An 18,889-nucleotide genomic window follows, 5' to 3' on the forward strand; every position below is an offset into this window, starting at 1 on the left:
CTCTATACTACTTCTTTCAAGAACTTATTTTCAGGAATGTACAAGTATATAGAATATTTTTAGACTTTTATTAAATTGTCATTCGTAGTTTCATCTTTCTAGCCTATAATTGAATACATTTTAAGGAGAATTTTGCCTAACTATTTTTATCTTTTTCTTTTAGTGCTTTAAGTATTTTATCTGGGGTTGCAGGAATATCAGTTATTCTAACTCCTACTGCATCATATATAGCATTAAGAATTGCACCTGGTACTGCAAGCATAGTAGGCTCTCCAATTCCCTTTGCCCCAAATGGTGCTGTATTTTCAGGATCCTCTATAATAACATTTTTTACCCTTGGTACATCAGTTGAACTCGGAATAACATAATTAGTAAATCTATTATTTACTATGGATCCCTCTTTAAGAATTATCTCTTCAAACAAAGCATATCCTAGACCCATAGCAAAGCCACCGTCCATTTGTCCTTCTATAAGTCTCGGATTTAAAGCACGACCTACATCCTGTGCGTGGGTTGCATCAACCACTTTTATATTTCCTGTTTCTGTGTCTACTTCAACTTCAACAGAGCACGCACTAAAAGTATATGGCCAATATGGTACACCTTGACCATCTTCATCCATTTCAACAGTTTGAGCTGTAAATTTACCACCTGCTCTAATCTTACCTCTTTTTTCAGCTATTTCTTTAAAGGTTATTTGCTTACTTGGGAATACCTTAAGGAATATACTACTATTCTTAAAGCCATATCCAACATCACTATTAAGTTTTAATTCTTCCTTTGCAATTTCTATTAATTCTTTTTTTAGATTTTCAGCTGCTCTTTTAACTGCATTACCTGTATTGTATGTTTGTCTACTTGCTGCTGCTGTACCTGAATCTACTGTAAGACTTGTATCTTCACTAATTATTATAGTATCCTCGAAATCAACTCCTAGAACCTCAGCTGCTATTTGACTCATAACAGTTTTAGCCCCTTGACCTACCTCAGCTGCAGCTACAAATATAGTTATCTTTCCATCTTCACCAAGTTCAACGTGAGCCTCTGAAACATCTGGGAACCCATTTCCATATCCTGTTCCATAATATGCACATGAGATTCCTTTTCCTCTTTTTATATTACACTTTTGTTTGGACTGAGTGGAGGCAACCTCATTTATAACTTCCTTAGGATATTGAATAGCTGAAAAGTCTATATCCTTTATAACACCTTCAAGGCAAGGTACTATAGGGACACTTTCAGTTAACACTTGTCCTGTTGCTGTTATAGAGCCTTCTTTAAATAGGTTTTTCATTCTTATATCTACAGTGCTAATACCAAGCTTTTCTGCTAATATGTCCATTTGCTGTTCATATGCAACTGTAACCTGAATAGCTCCAAAGCCTCTCATCGCTCCTGCAAATGGGTTATTTGTAGAAACCGCCATGCTATCTACTTTAACATTTGGTACAACATAAGGTCCTGTAGCATGAACTCCAGACTTTCTAAGTACATTAAATGCCCAGGATACATATGCTCCACTATCACCAATTATCCTAGCTTCAACAGCATGAAGTGTACCATCCTTTAATGCTCCAGTTTTCATATAAATCTTTTCAGCATGTCTTTTAGAGTGAGCTATAAATGATTCTTTTCTTGAATAAACAGTTTTAACCGGTCTTTTAAGTATGTGTGCTGCAAGTGAAATATGAATCTGTGCAGTAGCATCTTCACGACCACCAAATGCCCCACCTATTGCACAGTTAATAAGTTTTATCTTCTCCATAGGTACTCCTAGTACCTCTGCAATCTCCATTTTATCAAAGTGTTGATATTGGGTAGCATATGCAACAACAAGTGTCCCATCATCTTCAACATAAGCTACTCCTGCCTCTGGCTGAAGAAAAGCATGATCAATTTGAGGTACAGTGTATGTATTTTCTGCAATAACCTCACATTCTTCAAAGGCCTTGTTTATATCTTCCTTTCCAAGTCCTTTTCTAAGTTTAAAGTGATATAGAAGATTATCCATATCATCATGAATCCTTGGTGCATCTTTTTCTAATGCCTTTTCCGGATCAAATACAGCTGGCAAAACATCATATTCAACTTCAACATGTTTTAGTGCCTCTATAGCTATCTCTTCAGTTTCTGCTACTACAAATGCAATAGGATCTCCTATTCTTCTAACTTTCTTGCTACAAAACACTTCATGATCCTTAAGCATAACACCATGACCATTTAACCCTGGTATATCCTTTGCAGTAAATACCTTTACAACTCCCTTGATATTCTCTGCCTTAGTTACATCAACCTTTATGTATGCATGGGGTTTTGTTGAACGAAGAGTTTTTCCATATAGCATTCCATCCATATATATATCTTGAGGGTATATAGCTTGCCCTGTAACCTTGGCCTTACCATCTACTCTTAATATGCTTTTTCCAACAACATCAAAATTCATACTACTTCTCCTCCTCTTTAATATACCTTGAGGCAATTTGTACAGCGTCAACTATCTTTGTGTAGCCTGTGCATCTACATAGATTTCCTGCTAATCCTTTTCTTATTTCTTCTTCACTTGGTTCTTCATTTTTATCTAGTATTACCTTTGTTGCAAGAACCATTCCTGGTATACAAAAACCACATTGAACTGCTCCTGCATCAAGATATGCTTTTTGAATAGGATGTAGCTGTTCACCATTTTGCATTCCCTCTATAGTAAGAATTTCCTTGCCCTCTGCCTGCATAGCAGTAACTAGGCAAGAGTTTATAAGCTCTCCATCCATTATAATTGAGCATGAACCACACTCACCTTCTCCGCAACCTTCCTTAGTTCCTACAAGGTGAAGTTTATCTCTTAAAAGATCTATTAGTCTTAAACCTTCTTCTATTTCAACTGAAACGTCTTTTCCATTTACTTTTAGGTTAATTGTTCTCATATATTACCCTCCTATTAAATTTATAAATCACTACTTATATAGGAATTAATCATAAAAAACTCTTTATATTTTATAAAATATTACTTATTATGGCGAAGTTATTATACTTGCACCCTTATTGGTGTTTAAATCTCATATATAATAGTATTCGTATATAAATCAGTATATCTTACTGTTTCAGCTATTTCTACAAAATCTGCAAAATTCATATACAATAAGTATACCTCTTAAAGTTAAAATGTATTTATCAAATTTTTAGTAATTTAAATAACAAAACTACCTATGCACATTAGTATATAGGTAGTTTTATAAAATCTTTTAGTTTAAATGTTTATATAAAATTTCTAGCATTTCTTTTACTTTAGATGATGTCCTCTCATTACTAGTTTTTTCTATAACATTATTTAAGATCTTTTCTATATCGCTCATTTTTTCTCTAATGTTTTCTAGTGTATAATTAGATTTTACTAATAAGTTTTCTATGTCATTAACAGCCTCTTCGTATTCCCCATTTTTCTCAAGTTCCTCTGCTCTTTTTAGGTATGCCATATAATTTTTAAAATTCATTCCTATAGACTTATTATAGTAGTACATAGCCTTTTTTGATTCCTCTGTTTCGGAGTAAATTATCCCTATATTGCAATATGCTCCTGACTTATATTTATTATTAATCTCACCTGATTTTCTATAATCCTTTATGGCATTTTCATACATTTTCAATTTTTTAAAGGCGTCTGCTCTACAGGAATAGGTTTCTGCATCATTATTATCAATTTCAATTGCTGAATTATAATCGTCAATTGCACTTTGAAGTTCACCTATGAAATAAAATGCCATACCTCTGTAAGTATAATAAACTGCCTCTTCTTCTCTACTAATAAGATATGAAAAATCGTCAATTGCAAGTAAATATTTCTTACTCTCTAGATAGCATCTACCTCGAAGTAGTATGGAAGTGCTTGTCTCCTCAAGATTAATAGAAGCATTCAAATCATCAATTGCCTCCTCAAAGTAATCATGGAAGTAGTTTATATATCCTCTATAGTAAAATGCCTCTTCAAGATTTGGATTCACATTAATAGCTAATGTGAAATAATCCTTTGCCTCTTTATATTTCCGAATTTCTAAATAAAGCGTTGCTATAGAATAATATATATTTTCATCATTACTATCTATTTTAATAATATTTTCATAGCACTCTATGGCCTTCTCTATATCATTTTCCGCTTTATAGGCTAGTGCAAGATTACCATATGCATCCTTAGAACTCGGACTTATATTTATAGCCTCTTTAAAGTCAATAATGGCATTTTCATAGTCCTTCATATATCCATAACAACACCCTCTTGAATTATAGTAAACCTCTTTCATACTATCCTTAGAATTTTCTATAGCTAGAGAATAATACTCAATTGCCTTGTCCATATTTTCCATTGCTTCATAACTTATAGCCTTTCTAAAGTAAGCAGAAGCATTTTTAGAATCTATTTCAAGTGCAAAATCAAAATCCTTAATTGATAATTCATACTCATTTTTATCCTGATAGCACCTTCCCCTTTGAATATATGCATAGGCAGTAGGGGAAAGATCTATAGACTTTGTATAGTTTTCTATGGAATCATCTAAATTATGTTTCTTATTATAATAAATATCACCTTTTAATGTATATGCAAAGGTTTTATATGGCCAATTGGGATTACTTTTCTCAGCTCTATCAAGTGTCTCTAAAACCTTATCAAAGTCACCTTTATCAAAATATACACGGGTAAGTTCGTAGTAAAACGCATCATATTTAGGGTTTATTTCTAAGGCCTTTTCATAGTCCACTATTGCCTTTTCATAATCTCCAAGTTGTTTATAACAAAAAGCTCTATCATAAAATGCACCTTGAAAGCTTTCATCTTCTTCTATAACCTTATTAAGACAAAGAATTGCTTCGCTATACATATTCATATTAAGATAGGCTGTAGCCTTATTATAGTAGGCACTTTTTGTATTAACTCCAAGTTCAATTAATTTATCAAAATCTCTTATAGCGTTTTCGTATTCCTTAAGACTTAAATAGCTATATCCTCTAGAAAAATAAAACTCTGAGGAGTTCCCACTATTTATTTTTATACCCATTGTAAAGTCTACAATTGCATCTGAATACTCCATTAGCTGAATATAATCCATTCCTCTATGATAGTAATATTCTGCGTTACTTCCATCACGTCTTATTGCATCTGTTAAATACTTTACAGATTCCTTAAAATATCCTTTTAAGGAATATAATCTCCCTAAATAGTAATATCCTCTAGGACTTTCTTCATGGATAATTATTAATTTTTGGCTGTAGCCTTCTACTTCATCATATCTCTTAGCTGCAAGACAGGCACTTAAAAGAAGATCATAGGAATGATGATCCCTTCTCTTGATTCTAACTAATGCCTTAAAATTATTAACAGCAGCATCATACATTCCAAGCTTAGAATATATCGAACCTCTTTTCATGTATGCAATGCTATTTCTTCTATCAACACTAATAACTTTACTAAAATCATCTAATGCCTCATATAAATTATTATTAATAATATTTATCTGCCCTCTATAAAAAAATGCGTTAGTACATGAAGTATTAAGGTCAATTGCTGAGTTCAAATCTATTAACGCCTTATCATAAATTTCTAAATAACAATAAGCCCTGGCCCTTGTTACAAGTGCATCGTAATTTTTATTATTTATGCTTAATGCCTTGTCCATAATCTCTATAGCATAGTTATATTCTCTATTATTAATAAGAGACTTTGCCTCTTTAATTAATCTTATAATATCAATTCTTTTTTTAAACATATTTAGTATAACCATATTTTCCCTCCTACTTCTTAGGACTTAACATTCGTTTTTACTCTAAATTCATTATAATTACATTTAATTACTATTATAAACTAAACTATTAGATTATTCTAACATACTAAATTATAAAGTAAAGCCATATGGTTATATTGAAAAAATATTGGTACAATTAAGTTATGTATTAAATTTTTACACTTTAGGAAATACTTCTATTTAGGAGGGGTTAATATGAATTTAAATCGTAATGATTTATGTTGGTGTGGTAGTGGTTCAAAGTATAAAAAATGCCACATTGATTTTGATGATAAATTAGATTCCTTAAAGAGTCAGGGATATCTTGTCCCACCTAGAGAACTTATTAAAACCAAGGAGCAAATTGAGGGAATAAGAAAAAGTGCTAAAATAAATAATTCTGTACTTGATTTAGTAGCTGAAAATATAAAAGAAGGTATGAGTACAGATGAGATTGATAAATTAGTTCACGACTATACATTATCCTGTGGTGCAATTCCTGCAACTCTTAATTTTCAGGGTTATCCAAAGAGTTTATGTACATCTATAAATGACGAGGTATGTCATGGAATTCCCCATAAAGATATAATTCTTAAAAATGGGGATATTATAAATATAGATGTATCAACTATATTTAATGGCTATTATTCCGATGCTTCAAGAATGTTTATAATTGGAGAGGCAAGGGATAATGCTAAAAGACTTGTTGAGGTTTCAAAAGAGTGTCTATACAAAGGAATAGAAGCAGTAAAGCCATGGGGACATTTAGATCATATAGGTGCTTCAATTCAAGAACATGCAGAAAAACATGGATACTCTGTTGTTAGGGATTTTGGTGGTCATGGTATAGGACTTGAGTTTCATGAAGGTCCATTTGTACCTCACTATGGTAATTATGGTGAAGGAATGATTTTAGTTCCTGGAATGGTATTTACCATAGAACCTATGATAAATGAAGGTTCCTATGAGATTGTTATAGACCAAGATGATAAATGGACAGTATTTACAGAGGACGGTTCACTATCCTCTCAATGGGAACATATGCTACTAGTAACAGAGGATGGAGTTGAAATACTTAGTAAATAGCTTTTATTAAGTACTAATACAGTTTACTTAAGTCTTAAATTTATAAATTAAAATACATAAAGTAGAAGGTGATAAGATGCTTAAAGATATTTATAAAACAATGCTAGATAAGGTTAACGAAGATATCCAATGTACTATGTTGACTTTTCTAAACTTTGAAGGTGATAGAAAGGGTTCTATCGAAAATAAAATTCTTGTAACAAGGGATGATATTGAAAATAAAACACTGGACATTGATGATGAATCATATGAAAAAGCCTTACTTTCATTGGATACTGGTAAAGTTCAATTTATAGAAAGAGAAAAACAATCTATATTTATTGAACCTGTTATTCCTGAACCTAGACTAATTATATTTGGAGGAGGCCATATAGCAAAGCCTTTATCAGAATTTGCATCAAGAGTAGGTTTTTCTATTACTCTTATAGATGATAGACCTTTTTTTGCAAATACAGAGCGCTTCCCAGAAGCAGATAGTGTTATCTGTGAAAGATTTGAAAATTCCTTTAACTTAATTAACTTAAGAAAATCTGACTTTGTTGTTATCATAACAAGAGGACATAGATATGATGGAATCATTATACGTGAAATCTTAAATTACGAATTATCCTATGTTGGTATGATAGGTTCAAAGCGTAGAGTAAGAGGTATGATGGATGAATTGAGAAGTGAAGGCTATAGTGAGGATAAATTAGATTCTGTTAATTCTCCAATTGGTTTCCCTATAGGGGCAATAACTCCAGATGAAATAGCTATATCTATAACTGCTGAGCTTATTAATTATAAAAACAAAGGTGTTATTAATAAGTATGGAAAAACATTTAGCTTCCCAGAACTTGATGTTGAAGTAGCTGAAAGTATATTAAAGGATTCATCTATGCCTAAGGCTCTTATAACTATAATTTCTACTAAGGGATCTGTTCCTAGAAAGGCTGGTGCTAAAATGATTGCATACCTTGATGGTAGAACAATCGGAAGCATAGGCGGAGGCTGTAGTGAAGCAGACGTTATAACTGCTGCTAGAGAACTTATGGAAACTAAAGGCTTCTTAATTGAACATGTTGATATGACAGGCGATGTTGCGGAAGCTGAAGGAATGGTATGTGGAGGAACCATGGAGGTTCTTGTAGAGGTATTCTAAGTTAATTAAATATTAAGGAGCAGTTTCTATTCGAATCTGCTCCTTTTTATATATTACTTAACTACTCTCTCTTTTATTGCCTTACTTACAGCACTTGATAGATTAACACAACCGTATCCATACTCATTATCATATCCCTTTTTACCTATATCACGGGATGTTTTATATAATATATCTCTTACCTTTTTAGGTGTCATATTTGAATCTACTGAATAAAGAAAACCTACAACTGCACTTGCATTTGGTGCTGCCATGGAAGTTCCACTTGCGTATGTTACTTCTCCATTTTCAAGTAAGCTTGGAACTGACTCTCCAGGAGCTACAATATCCAGTCCCTTACCATAGTTAGAAAACCCTGTTCTTTCATCTTTATTATTAATTGCACCAACACTTAATGAAAACTCTGAACTAGCAGGATAACTTAAGTTATTCTTAGATTCATTACCAGATGCTGCAACTACAGTAACGTTTTTATCAATTGCGTATTTTAAGGCCTCTTCAATAAATGGAAGCTCGGAAGGATTAATAGGTGTACCATCAAGCAGCCTAGCCCCTAAACTCATATTAATTACCTTTGCTCCACTATCAACAGCATATTTAATAGCCTGAGCAATACTAAACATATTTCCTGCTCCATATGAGTTTAAAGCTTTAATTGGTATTATAGTTGAGTATTGATTTACTCCTGTCATAGAGTAATTGTTATTAGCTTTAGCACTAATTATACCTGATACATGTGTACCATGACCATTATCATCCATTACATTCTTTGTATTATTAGTAAAGTTATATCCTTTATCAAGGTCAACCTTACCATCAAAATCCGCCAAATCATAATTAATACCTGTATCTATAACTGCTATAGGTATATTTTTAAATTGGATATCCTCTATAACATCAATTAAGGGTTTATAGTTAATGTCAGAACCCCTTTTACCTTTAAGATTAATTACTGCTCCATTCATATCCTTTACAGGTATACTTTGAGATGTATTTTCAAGTGACCACTGATAATTATAGTTTACATCATTATCTAAAGCATAAAACACATAATTTTCCTCTACAGAATTTATACCTGAATTCTTTTCTAAGTGACCTTGCAGACTGTTCATGTATTTCTTTGATGGGATGTTTACAATAAATGTTTTTTCATTTTTATTAAAAAGAGTTTTTGTTTCTTGTACTTTAACTTCCTCTAATATATTGTACTTTGCTAAACTATTATTAACTAAATTCTTTACTTTATTTAAGTTAATATTTGATGATGTAGTTACTATAACTTGGCTATTAGTAAATACCTCTATATCCCTTGATATCTTATCCTTTATAAATGTTGTAAGCTCTTTATTAATATAATTCTCTAAGTTCAGCTTTTTCCATAATGTATCAATCTTATTCTTTAACTCCTTATTAAGACTACTAGATAAAATATCTTTTATTTTTGTTAAGGAATCTATATCCTCAGATTTTATTATGTAATTTGAATTTTTCCTATTGCTAATGTTTACTACTTCATTTAAAAGAGTATTTATTTTCCTTACTTCACTAAGTAAAGTATTTCTTAACTCTTTATTCTTTATAAGAGGTAGATACATATTCATAGCTACTTCATAATAAACCTTAGTAATTTCTTTTCCAGTCTCTGATGAGTTAAGCATATTATCACGTACACCTCTAAGTTCCGGAAGAAGCTTTGATATACTTATGTTATCCTTAGCCATTAATTCTAATGGACATAAATCAATGCTTCTATTGTATAATTCTGGAGCCTTCTTTTCCGAATTAATACTTAACTTTATAGCACCACTTTTAGGTGCAGTTAACATTACATAATACTCATTACTATTCCATGCAATAGGATAACTAAGTGATCCTTCTCTCATGAAATAATCATTATGAGTATTGAATTCCTCAGCTTTTTTAAGGGTTGGAAAAATTGAAATACTAGCATTAACTCCCTCCACCTTCACAGATAAATGGGTTTTGCTGATTTTTATAGAACCTGTATTTACTTTAAACCAAAGATTATCTCCCTCTTTAACAGAAAAGTCGTATGTACTATTTAAACTTAATACTTTTGCCTCTTTTGGTGATGTTGAAAGTTTTGTTTTCTTTGATATTGGTGCTGCAAATGCTACCGTACTAGAAAACATAAAAATAACCAATGTAATTAAGACAGTTAATTTACTTAAAAATACTTTTTTCATATTATCCCCCTACAAATTTGTATTGGACCCTATAATTAATACTTTACAACCAATACAATATATGTAAATTATATGCATCAAAAGTGCAGCCAGTCAATTAAAATCAAAACACATTAATTGACATAAATCTGTCTAGCTTTCTCATATCATATGATGGAAATATAATAGAAGCATCTTCAAATGTTAACCCTTCCTTTATTCCCTTTATAATAACCTCTTGAAGCTGCGTTTTATTACCTATATCTATTAACTTTTCTATATCCATTTCTCCATTAAAAACTCTTCTATACATTTGATCATTCCTTACAACCATAGGATACTCATAAAACATAGATGCGAACTTTCTTATATTACTTTCATCAGGTAGTATATATCTATAATTTCTATTTAGAAGCCAAGATGTACATGTAAAACCCTTTATTATATCTCCATTGAAATACTTATAATAGAACCTTATAGCTTCCTTCATTGAATGAATACATTTAGATATATCTAGTTTTTCTCCTTGTTGAATATGCATACTTAGAAGAGATGTACCATTTTTAATTTCTAGTGAATAATCACATTTATTTATAGTGACAGTTTCTCTTTGACATTTTCCTTCTCTAATAGGATTCGCAGTTATTGTTATATCTGATTCTATATATGTTGATATAAATTCTTCATCTTTTTCTGTTTTATTTCCTAAAAAATCATAGTTTATATCTCCATATGATAGGAGTAGAGGAAATCTCGTTGTAGCTTGTTTAAAAAGCATAACATCCCCACTAAAATCTATTTTATGAAATTGAAGACGACCTATCTTAAAAAGTTCACCATTAAGATGATGTCTTAGCCAGTGAAGTTCAGAAAGCCCTAGATTTCCTGTTTTAACATTATGATTTTCTGCCCAAATCCTAATGTCTGACAATGTATCATAAAGTATACTATCCGGTATGCCTTTTTGTTTATACAATAATTCAAGATCATTAATCTTTGCTATAGCAACTAATAGGAAAAACAAATCTCCCTTTTCTAAAAGAATTGATGAAAGATCACAGTAACCTTTAAGAGATTCTTCTCCTTTAAAGTAAAGTGAAAGATATGCTTTAAGTAGAAGTTTTGCTTCCTCATTTTGAAATATTTCTTCTTTAACTTCTAAAAGCTTCTCTATGGTTATACTATCTAGTGATATTTCCCTCCCCCTGTTTACTATGTATTTATCAGTTAAAAAATCAATAGATGTGCTATTAATTAAATCTCTATTTTCATTGTAAATTTTATCTAAATCCAATGTAATTCCTCCCCTATATGTTTTATAAATTAAGTATATCAAATAAGGAGTCATCAATTTAAGATAACTCCTTATTTTTGCTTATTTAAGTAAAAGGTTTATTAGATTTTCTCGGAATACCTCATAGTCATTTTGACTAAGTGAGTACCCCATTTTAAAGCTTCTAGCATCACCTTTCATGCTAGAAATACTTCCTGTTATATCATATAATCCAAGACCAGATATTACTTCATATGAATACCCTTTATCCTCTAGCATTTTCATAAGTGTATATTCCTCTATACCCATTTTCATATTTTCCCACCTTATAGAACTTACAGGTTTCATATTACTTCCTGGATATACGAAAAAAGTATCTCCTGCTACCCATGATGGGTACTTATATGAAGGATTATTATAAACATCCTCAGTATATAAACAGTAATTCCACCTTAAGAATCCTGATGCTTTGAGCATATATGTAATATGACCAACTAACCTACTTTCAAGTGGTGGTGATGCTATAAATTGATTAGGTCTTTGAGGATAACAGCACACAAACCATGTTATACTATCTTCCTTACCTAATATACTTTCTCTAACCTCTTCAAATTTTTCAAATCTTTCCCCTATCATAGGAAGAAAAATAGAACTATCAGTTATTCCACTGTCTGGTTTTAAAAGAAATCTAGGGTCATGTACAGCACACTTATACTTTAAAGTAACACCTGGAACTGTACTACTAATAAATCTTTTACTTTCTTCATAAAGCTCTGGATTATTTGGTTCATCACAAAATATCCTTGTCTTTTCAATGTAGCCTTTATTTATAAAGTGATTTAATAGAAGCTTTATGTATAAGTGAAGTTCATCCTTACTTGATATATACTTAATTTTACCATTACCTTCATCATAGTAACTAACTCTAAATGGATCTTTATATTCTGGGTAAACTGGGCTTTTAAAATCCATTCCATGCCAGTTACCAATAAGACCGAAGATATCTATTTCCTTATCTATTCCATATTTAAAGCATATATCTATATATCTATCAAGTGAAGTAAAGTCTAGATAAAGCTCTCCATTAACATCCCTTCTAACTGAAACAATATTATGCTCAAATAGATTAGATGCATTTTTGTGAACTTTAAAGCATCCTTGACCTCCCCATGGAAAATCACTAGCAACAATAGTAATTGTCTTTTGACCAGCTGATGCTAATTCCTTAATAAAATTTTCTATAATATAAAAATGATCATCAGAAAATATAGGAACATTATAATGCCTAGCAAGGCTACTTAAATGTTGCCATAGATCAAGATAAAAAGGTGATTCCTGAAGAGATGGAAGATCATAGTCTAATACTTTTATTTCACATGGAATACTACCAATAAGCTCTTCATCATCATATTCTTTTGTATAAAATAAGTTAATGTTAAAGTTAAAGCTTCCATTGAACCCTAAAGGCACTTTACCTTTAACCCATATTAACTGTGCTATTCCACCCTCTACAAGTAAACTATCCTTATCTGAAATTATATCAGCTGTTAAACTTCCATTATCATCGACTATGTAATCTACTAATGATAACTTAACATTCTCATGAATAGTATCATCATTTAAATCTATACTAACTCTTATTCTATTAATTAATCCCTTCCATGATATATTATTAAATTCATTTAAAGAACATAAAAATTCTTCATTAGAGTTTAATATTATTTGAAAGGCAAATGTCTCATTTCTTAGCACCCTTCTAGTAAATGACTTTATATTGTACATTGAATACTTGCATCTTGCGTACTTTAAGTGTCTATATCCTGAGTGAATAATTCCATAATCTAAATCCATATTTTCCTCCTAAATACTAGTACTTACTTCATTCCTGATAATGTAACTCCCTGCTGAAACTTTTTCTGAAGTAGTACATAAAAAATAAATGCAGGTAAAAATGTTAAAGTAGCACCTGCCATAACAAGACCATAGTTAGTATGATGCTGTACTCCAAGAGTTGACATGCCAACAGTTAGTGTTTTCATATCATCCCCACTAGTTGCAACAAGGGGCCATAAAAACTCATTCCATGCACCTATAAAGGTAAATATAGAAAGAGCAACTATTGATGGTTTTATTAATGGAAGTACTATGTATAAAAATATTTTAAATTCTGAAAGCCCATCTATTCTTGCAGATTCAATAAGTTCCCTTGGTATATTTAGTATGGACTGTCTCATTAAAAATACTCCAAATGCAGTTGGTAGAGGAAGAATTAATGCCCAGTATGTATTTAAAAGTCCTAGATTTTTCATAATTATATACAGTGGAATCATAGTAACCTGAGATGGAATTATAAGTGTCATTATCATAAAAAAGAAAATAGATTCATTTCCCTTAAAATCAAGTTTTGCAAATGAGTAAGCTGCAAGGGAACTAAATGTAACATTAAGTATTACCCCAGATACTGCTATAAAGCTACTATTAATAAAGTACCTTAGGAAAGTAGAATCTTGAAGTATTGTTTTATAATTTTCTAGTGTTAGTGATGTAAAACTTATATTGTATTCGTTGTATGTTACGTTAAATGATATTAACAACATGTATATAAAAGGAATTACCATACAACTAGCTATAATAATTAATAAGAAATTTGATATTGCACTTTTTAGCGTTTTCATATAACTCCCCCTTAATATATTGTAGATTTATCTCTTTTTAAAAGTGTTTTTTGAAGTATACTAACTGTAGCTATAATAAATAATAGAACATTTGCTACACTCATTGCATACCCTGCATTAAAATCCTTAAAGGATAAATTATATATATTAAGAACAAGAGTCATAGTTCTAGTTCCAGGCCCTCCACCTGTTAAATTGTATATAAGATCAAAGGTTTGAAATGACCATATTACCCCAAGAAATACAACCATAATTGTTGTTGGCTTAAGTAGAGGTAATGTAATATCTTTAAATTCTTGTAGTTTATTTACACCATCAAGTTTAGCTGCCTCATATACATTTCTATCAACATCCATAATTGCCGATACATATATAACAACAAAGTACCCTATATTCTTCCATATATTAATAGCTATAAGGGTAAAAAGAACAATACTTGGATTACCTAACCAGTTAGGTGGTGTAGCTCCAAAGATATTAAATATCATGTTTATAGGAGAGGTCTGTAAGTTTAAGAATACCTTCCATATAACACTTATAAGTAACATAGATGATATAACAGGTATAAATATAACTCCCTTTACAAAATTATAAAACTTACTTTCTTTACTAGTTAGCCATACAGCAAATATTAGGGCTATTATTGTTTGAAAAGGTACAGATACAAGGGAAAATATAAGGGTGTTTTTTAATGAATCCTTAAACATTGTGTCTGTTAAAAGGCCCTTGTAATTTTCTAGTCCTATAAACTCAGCTGGACTCATAATATTATACTTTGTAAAGCCAAATACCATAGACATTATCATAGGTATAATATAAAAAGAAAATAGTATTATACCTATTGGAAGTATATACATATATGGTGTTAACTTCTTTAGTTTTAATTTTTTTATCATACTTTCAATTTAATGAGGGAGCATACTATAGATACTAACCCCCTCTTAAACTCCTTTACTATTTAATTTAGTCAATAATTAAGCTTTAACATTTAATCTAGCCCCTACAGTATTAAAATTTATACCTTGTATACCTATATAAAACTTCTTTGGGTCGTATGAACTCCAAAATTCATTTACGCTAATCTCCATACTTTTACATGTCTTTATAACTAAGTCTAAACAAAGGTAGTCTCCCGCTGCATTTCCCTGTGCTCTAAAATTTGAATTAACACCATAAGGATTTATAGCTGATATCATTTAACATGCCTCCATAATTTATTTTTCAAACTTTAATTATGATAAAAAATACCTTACGCCTTGTGTTAGTTAAATTTATAATGACAATAGTATATTATATGATTATAGGATAACATCGTTTATTCTAATTGATTAAAATTATCTGTAAGGACTATTCTATAATAAATTTTTATAAAATTAAGATAGCCACTAGAAAACTAGTGGCTATCTAACCTTCTAAATAGATAGTTTCTAAGTAGTAGGTATTAATTTACTTTGAATTTTTTGAAATAAGATCGTTTGCATATTTAGCAGCATCATTTAAAGCAGCTTCCGGTGACTTTTCACCATTCATTGTCTTTTGAAGCTCTTTCCATAGATACTCATAAATTTCAACTCCATTAGGCCCAACAACAAGTGGTCTATATATTCCCTTGTCCTTTTCAATCATTTCCTTAAATTTAGGATCTCCTTGGTATGGTTCATCCTTACTTATAGGAGCTCTTGGATTATACTTATGGAATGCTGTCATTGACTCAGCGCTTAGCATATGCTTCATAAGCTTAAATGAAAGATCCTTATCCTTAGCAGCTGACATTAATGTTAATTGATCAACTGATGCAAATGTAGCAGCCTTTTTATCCTTCATTGAAATAGTAAAGTCATACTTTAAGTTTTTAAATTCCTTATCGAAAAGTTCTGATGCCTTAGATGAAAGTCCTATGGCAAATGCAGCCTTTCCAGGCCCGAAAACAGTTTTAAGCATATCTTCGTTAGTCTTACTCATAGCATCACTTGGTATTATCTTATATGTATTCTTCATATCATAAAGGAACTTCGCAGCCTTTACTCCTGCTGCATCGTTAAACTTAACTCCCTTTAAATCCTCAGTGTAAATATCTCCACCTGCTTGCCATAGGTAATTGTACCAGTTCCAGTTAAGGTCACCAAAGAAAGTAGCACCCCATCCTTGGGCAAATCCCCATTGATCAACCTTGCCATCTCCATTAATATCCTTAGTAGCCTTTTTAGCTACAGTTAAAAACTCATCCCAAGTAATTGGCTCATGCTTCTTAAGCTTAGCAAGTATAGCCGCTTCTCCAGTAGCCTTTACTATATCTTCATTAAAGTAAAGCACACCTGGGTTTGCAGCTTCTATTGGGAAACCATACATTCCCCCCATCATTTTAGATGCATCAAGATATGTATAGTTTTTAAAATCTTCATCTGTAAAACGCTTAGTTAAATCTTCTACTGCACCCATTTTTATAAATTGTGGGTACATTTCAGCATACATATATCCAACGTCAGGACCTGTTCCTGCTTGAATTGCTGTAGCGTATTTTTCCGGGTAATTTTGCCACGGTATAATTTCAAGTTTAATCTTACAGTTATTTTCTTTTTCAAACTTTTTAAATATTGGTTCCCATACAGGCTTATCATTTGGCCCTATAGGTGGAAGCCAAACAGTAATTTCCTTAGCTGATGAAGTGCTTTTTGACTTGTTATCTGATTTACTACAAGAAGCAAAGGCTGCAATAGTAACCACAAGTATAAGCATCGTAGCTAAGATTTTTGAAAATCTTTTCATGTGTAATCCCCCTTAAATTTTTATATTATTGCAAGTTTTTATAAAAAAACAAATAGTAAGAGAAGAAATGCATTTCTTCTCTTACTATTCATGTTACATAATTATTTATTTTATGTATAATAGTTTTAATCTATGCCAAATTTATACATTATTACATTTATCTATAACAAATTACTTGTTTTTATCTTCATAGACATTAACTATTAGATCCTCTACATATTCATTACAGTTACTACAATAATATTTTATTTCAACTTTTTCTCCACATTTTTCATGTAAAACTGTCTTATCACAATTATCTAAATGCTTTTCTCCCCAAATAATCATAGAGTAAAACACATCCCTAAAATCTTCGCCTTTTTCAGTTAAAACATATTTATATCTAGGAGGATGCTCACTATATAATTCTGCTATTATTAACTTATTTTCTTCGAGAAGCTTTAATCTATTTGATAATATATTAGTAGGAATAGGAGATAAGGCTTCTAAAAGATTTTTGTATATATTTATACCTTTAAAAATTCTATGAAGAACTAGTAGTGTCCACTTATCTCCTACAATATTTAATGTATTTGCTAAATTACACTTTAGGTTATAATTAAGTTTCACTTAAATCACCTCTTAATTATTTTACAGATTCTATTAATTGTTTCATAGTAGTTTCATCCATAGCCCCAGGGCTAAAATGTTTTATATTTCCTTCTTTATCTATTATAAATGTAGTAGGAAATGCATTAATATAGTAGCTTTCTCCAAGTTCAAATTCACTATCAAATACTACAGGGAAGGTATAATTATTTTCCTTTAAAAAGTTAGTTATATACTCTTCGTCCCTTTCTTTGAATATCTCAGGAAATGTAGCTCCAAGAATTATAACATCACCTTTATTTTCGCCATATTCTTTATAAACCTTTTCTATGCTTGGCATCTCTTCTTTACATGGAGGACACCATGTTGCCCAAAAGTTTAAAAATACAGTTTTTCCTTTATAATCACTAAGGGTATGTGTCTTTCCATATTGATCAGTTAATGTAAAATCAGGTGCAACATCCTTATCCTCTTCCTTAGATCCTTCTTCTAATTGCTCCTTAGACTCTTGAACCTTTGGAGTAGAGTCTTTAAAGAAATAATTATATGTTCTCTCTGCTCCATTTGCCATCATTACAGCTCCTGATATTATAAGGATTATTCCACCAATAGCTTTAATAATATTCATATTCTTTTTAATACTATCAAGTATCTTAAATAGTTTATTATAAAATAAAGCTATAACAATAAATGGTACAATAAATCCCATAGAATAAACAAATATTAATATATTTCCACTTAATACACTTTCTGAGCTTGATGCCATAACAAGTACAGATGCTAAAATAGGACCTATACATGGAGTCCATCCAAAACTAAATGTAAATCCAAGTAAGTATGCAGTTAAAGGTTTCATATTCTTTACTTCCATATTAAACTTCTTTTCTCTTTGTAGATAAGGAATCCTCAAAAGTCCCATGTAGAAAAGTCCCATTATTATAATAAGAAGTCCTCCAAAAAACATCAATATATCCTTATTTGATGATAGTATCTTATTTAAAAAACTAACTGATGATCCTAATATAAAAAATGTAGTTGATATACCTAATGTAAATAGAATGGTATTTTTAAATAGATATGTATTTCTAAACTTTATATTTTCATCTTTCACAGAACCTACACTACTATTAGATAAAATACTTATGTAAATAGGTAGTATAGGTAATATACAAGGAGAAAAAAAGGAAATTATTCCTTGAAAGAAAACAACAACTATCTTTAAATAATCCATAAACTAGCCTCCTAATACTACTAACTTTCTTTTAACAAGTTACTTTACTTTTTAAAGTTACTAATATTAGTATATATATACTTATGTAGAGTGTCAAATAATCCTTAATACTTCATAAAATAAAAACCTCTAGAATAAATTCTAGAGGTTTTAAATATATTAAGCTATAAGCTTA

Annotated in this window: 14 protein-coding genes; 2 read left to right on the forward strand and 12 right to left on the reverse strand. The window is 30.7% G+C overall.

Going from position 1 to position 18,889, the window contains the following annotated elements:
• Positions 1–136 precede the first annotated feature (136 nt).
• The 3 genes from CLCY_RS05845 to CLCY_RS05855 all read right to left on the reverse strand — a co-directional run bounded on the left by CLCY_RS05845 (position 137) and on the right by CLCY_RS05855 (position 5,768).
• The gene (locus CLCY_RS05845; RefSeq protein ID WP_048570188.1) at positions 137–2,443 is read right to left on the reverse strand and encodes a xanthine dehydrogenase family protein molybdopterin-binding subunit; all 2,307 of its coding nucleotides are present in this window, start codon (positions 2,441–2,443) and stop codon (positions 137–139) included.
• A gap of 1 nt (position 2,444) precedes the next feature.
• Positions 2,445–2,921 (reverse strand): (2Fe-2S)-binding protein, encoded by a 477-nt coding sequence (locus CLCY_RS05850; protein WP_048570189.1) that lies wholly within the window; start codon positions 2,919–2,921, stop codon positions 2,445–2,447.
• 318 nt (positions 2,922–3,239) lie between these two features.
• A complete protein-coding gene (locus tag CLCY_RS05855) occupies positions 3,240–5,768 on the reverse strand; it encodes a tetratricopeptide repeat protein (protein WP_048570190.1) in 2,529 nt (842 codons plus the stop codon).
• 216 nt (positions 5,769–5,984) lie between these two features.
• Here CLCY_RS05855 and CLCY_RS05860 point away from each other — a divergent pair, with 216 nt between their 5' ends.
• Together CLCY_RS05860 and CLCY_RS05865 are read left to right on the forward strand one after the other, a co-directional pair.
• Positions 5,985–6,854, forward strand: a complete 870-nt coding sequence (locus tag CLCY_RS05860; RefSeq protein WP_048570191.1) for a methionyl aminopeptidase — start codon at positions 5,985–5,987, stop codon at positions 6,852–6,854.
• Positions 6,855–6,930: 76 nt separating this feature from the next.
• Complete coding sequence (locus CLCY_RS05865; protein WP_048570192.1) at positions 6,931–7,995, forward strand: XdhC family protein; 1,065 nt, start codon at positions 6,931–6,933, stop codon at positions 7,993–7,995.
• Positions 7,996–8,048: 53 nt separating this feature from the next.
• Here CLCY_RS05865 and CLCY_RS05870 read toward each other — a convergent pair whose 3' ends face one another.
• The 9 genes from CLCY_RS05870 to CLCY_RS05910 all read right to left on the reverse strand — a co-directional run bounded on the left by CLCY_RS05870 (position 8,049) and on the right by CLCY_RS05910 (position 18,714).
• A complete protein-coding gene (locus CLCY_RS05870) occupies positions 8,049–10,202 on the reverse strand; it encodes a S8 family peptidase (protein ID WP_048570193.1) in 2,154 nt (717 codons plus the stop codon).
• Positions 10,203–10,305: 103 nt separating this feature from the next.
• Positions 10,306–11,475 (reverse strand): acyltransferase domain-containing protein, encoded by a 1,170-nt coding sequence (locus tag CLCY_RS05875; protein WP_048570194.1) that lies wholly within the window; start codon positions 11,473–11,475, stop codon positions 10,306–10,308.
• An 81-nt stretch (positions 11,476–11,556) separates the two neighbouring features.
• Complete coding sequence (locus CLCY_RS05880) at positions 11,557–13,305, reverse strand: DUF4091 domain-containing protein (RefSeq protein WP_048570195.1); 1,749 nt, start codon at positions 13,303–13,305, stop codon at positions 11,557–11,559.
• A 23-nt stretch (positions 13,306–13,328) separates the two neighbouring features.
• Positions 13,329–14,129: a carbohydrate ABC transporter permease gene (locus CLCY_RS05885; RefSeq protein ID WP_048570196.1), complete on the reverse strand. Its 801-nt coding sequence runs from the start codon at positions 14,127–14,129 to the stop codon at positions 13,329–13,331.
• An 11-nt stretch (positions 14,130–14,140) separates the two neighbouring features.
• Positions 14,141–15,025: a carbohydrate ABC transporter permease gene (locus tag CLCY_RS05890; RefSeq protein ID WP_048570197.1), complete on the reverse strand. Its 885-nt coding sequence runs from the start codon at positions 15,023–15,025 to the stop codon at positions 14,141–14,143.
• Between the two features lie 78 nt (positions 15,026–15,103).
• Positions 15,104–15,325 (reverse strand): hypothetical protein, encoded by a 222-nt coding sequence (locus tag CLCY_RS05895; protein WP_048570198.1) that lies wholly within the window; start codon positions 15,323–15,325, stop codon positions 15,104–15,106.
• Between the two features lie 250 nt (positions 15,326–15,575).
• Positions 15,576–16,895 carry an ABC transporter substrate-binding protein gene (locus CLCY_RS05900; RefSeq protein ID WP_048570199.1) on the reverse strand — a complete coding sequence of 440 codons (1,320 nt, stop codon included), beginning with the start codon at positions 16,893–16,895 and terminating at the stop codon, positions 15,576–15,578.
• Between the two features lie 171 nt (positions 16,896–17,066).
• Positions 17,067–17,504, reverse strand: coding sequence for a winged helix-turn-helix transcriptional regulator (locus CLCY_RS05905; RefSeq protein WP_048570200.1), 438 nt, complete (start codon positions 17,502–17,504; stop codon positions 17,067–17,069).
• Positions 17,505–17,520: 16 nt separating this feature from the next.
• On the reverse strand, positions 17,521–18,714 hold the full coding sequence (locus CLCY_RS05910; protein ID WP_048570201.1) for a cytochrome c biogenesis protein/redoxin: 1,194 nt from the start codon (positions 18,712–18,714) through the stop codon (positions 17,521–17,523).
• Between the last annotated feature and the right edge of the window lie 175 nt (positions 18,715–18,889).

It is taken from the genome of Clostridium cylindrosporum DSM 605 (genome assembly GCF_001047375.1).
In the GTDB taxonomy this organism is placed as follows: Bacteria; Bacillota; Clostridia; order Clostridiales; family Caloramatoraceae; genus Clostridium_AB; species Clostridium_AB cylindrosporum.

What these genes read in the sequence shown, in the direction of transcription:
- CLCY_RS05865 (WP_048570192.1), top strand. Translation starts at nt 6,931, where the DNA reads ATGCTTAAAGATATTTATAAAACAATGCTAGATAAGGTTAACGAAGAT.
- CLCY_RS05850 (WP_048570189.1), bottom strand. Translation starts at nt 2,921, where the DNA reads ATGAGAACAATTAACCTAAAAGTAAATGGAAAAGACGTTTCAGTTGAA.
- CLCY_RS05860 (WP_048570191.1), top strand. Translation starts at nt 5,985, where the DNA reads ATGAATTTAAATCGTAATGATTTATGTTGGTGTGGTAGTGGTTCAAAG.
- CLCY_RS05855 (WP_048570190.1), bottom strand. Translation starts at nt 5,768, where the DNA reads ATGGTTATACTAAATATGTTTAAAAAAAGAATTGATATTATAAGATTA.
- CLCY_RS05895 (WP_048570198.1), bottom strand. Translation starts at nt 15,325, where the DNA reads ATGATATCAGCTATAAATCCTTATGGTGTTAATTCAAATTTTAGAGCA.
- CLCY_RS05910 (WP_048570201.1), bottom strand. Translation starts at nt 18,714, where the DNA reads ATGGATTATTTAAAGATAGTTGTTGTTTTCTTTCAAGGAATAATTTCC.
- CLCY_RS05880 (WP_048570195.1), bottom strand. Translation starts at nt 13,305, where the DNA reads ATGGATTTAGATTATGGAATTATTCACTCAGGATATAGACACTTAAAG.
- CLCY_RS05885 (WP_048570196.1), bottom strand. Translation starts at nt 14,129, where the DNA reads ATGAAAACGCTAAAAAGTGCAATATCAAATTTCTTATTAATTATTATA.
- CLCY_RS05870 (WP_048570193.1), bottom strand. Translation starts at nt 10,202, where the DNA reads ATGAAAAAAGTATTTTTAAGTAAATTAACTGTCTTAATTACATTGGTT.
- CLCY_RS05890 (WP_048570197.1), bottom strand. Translation starts at nt 15,025, where the DNA reads ATGATAAAAAAATTAAAACTAAAGAAGTTAACACCATATATGTATATA.
- CLCY_RS05845 (WP_048570188.1), bottom strand. Translation starts at nt 2,443, where the DNA reads ATGAATTTTGATGTTGTTGGAAAAAGCATATTAAGAGTAGATGGTAAG.
- CLCY_RS05900 (WP_048570199.1), bottom strand. Translation starts at nt 16,895, where the DNA reads ATGAAAAGATTTTCAAAAATCTTAGCTACGATGCTTATACTTGTGGTT.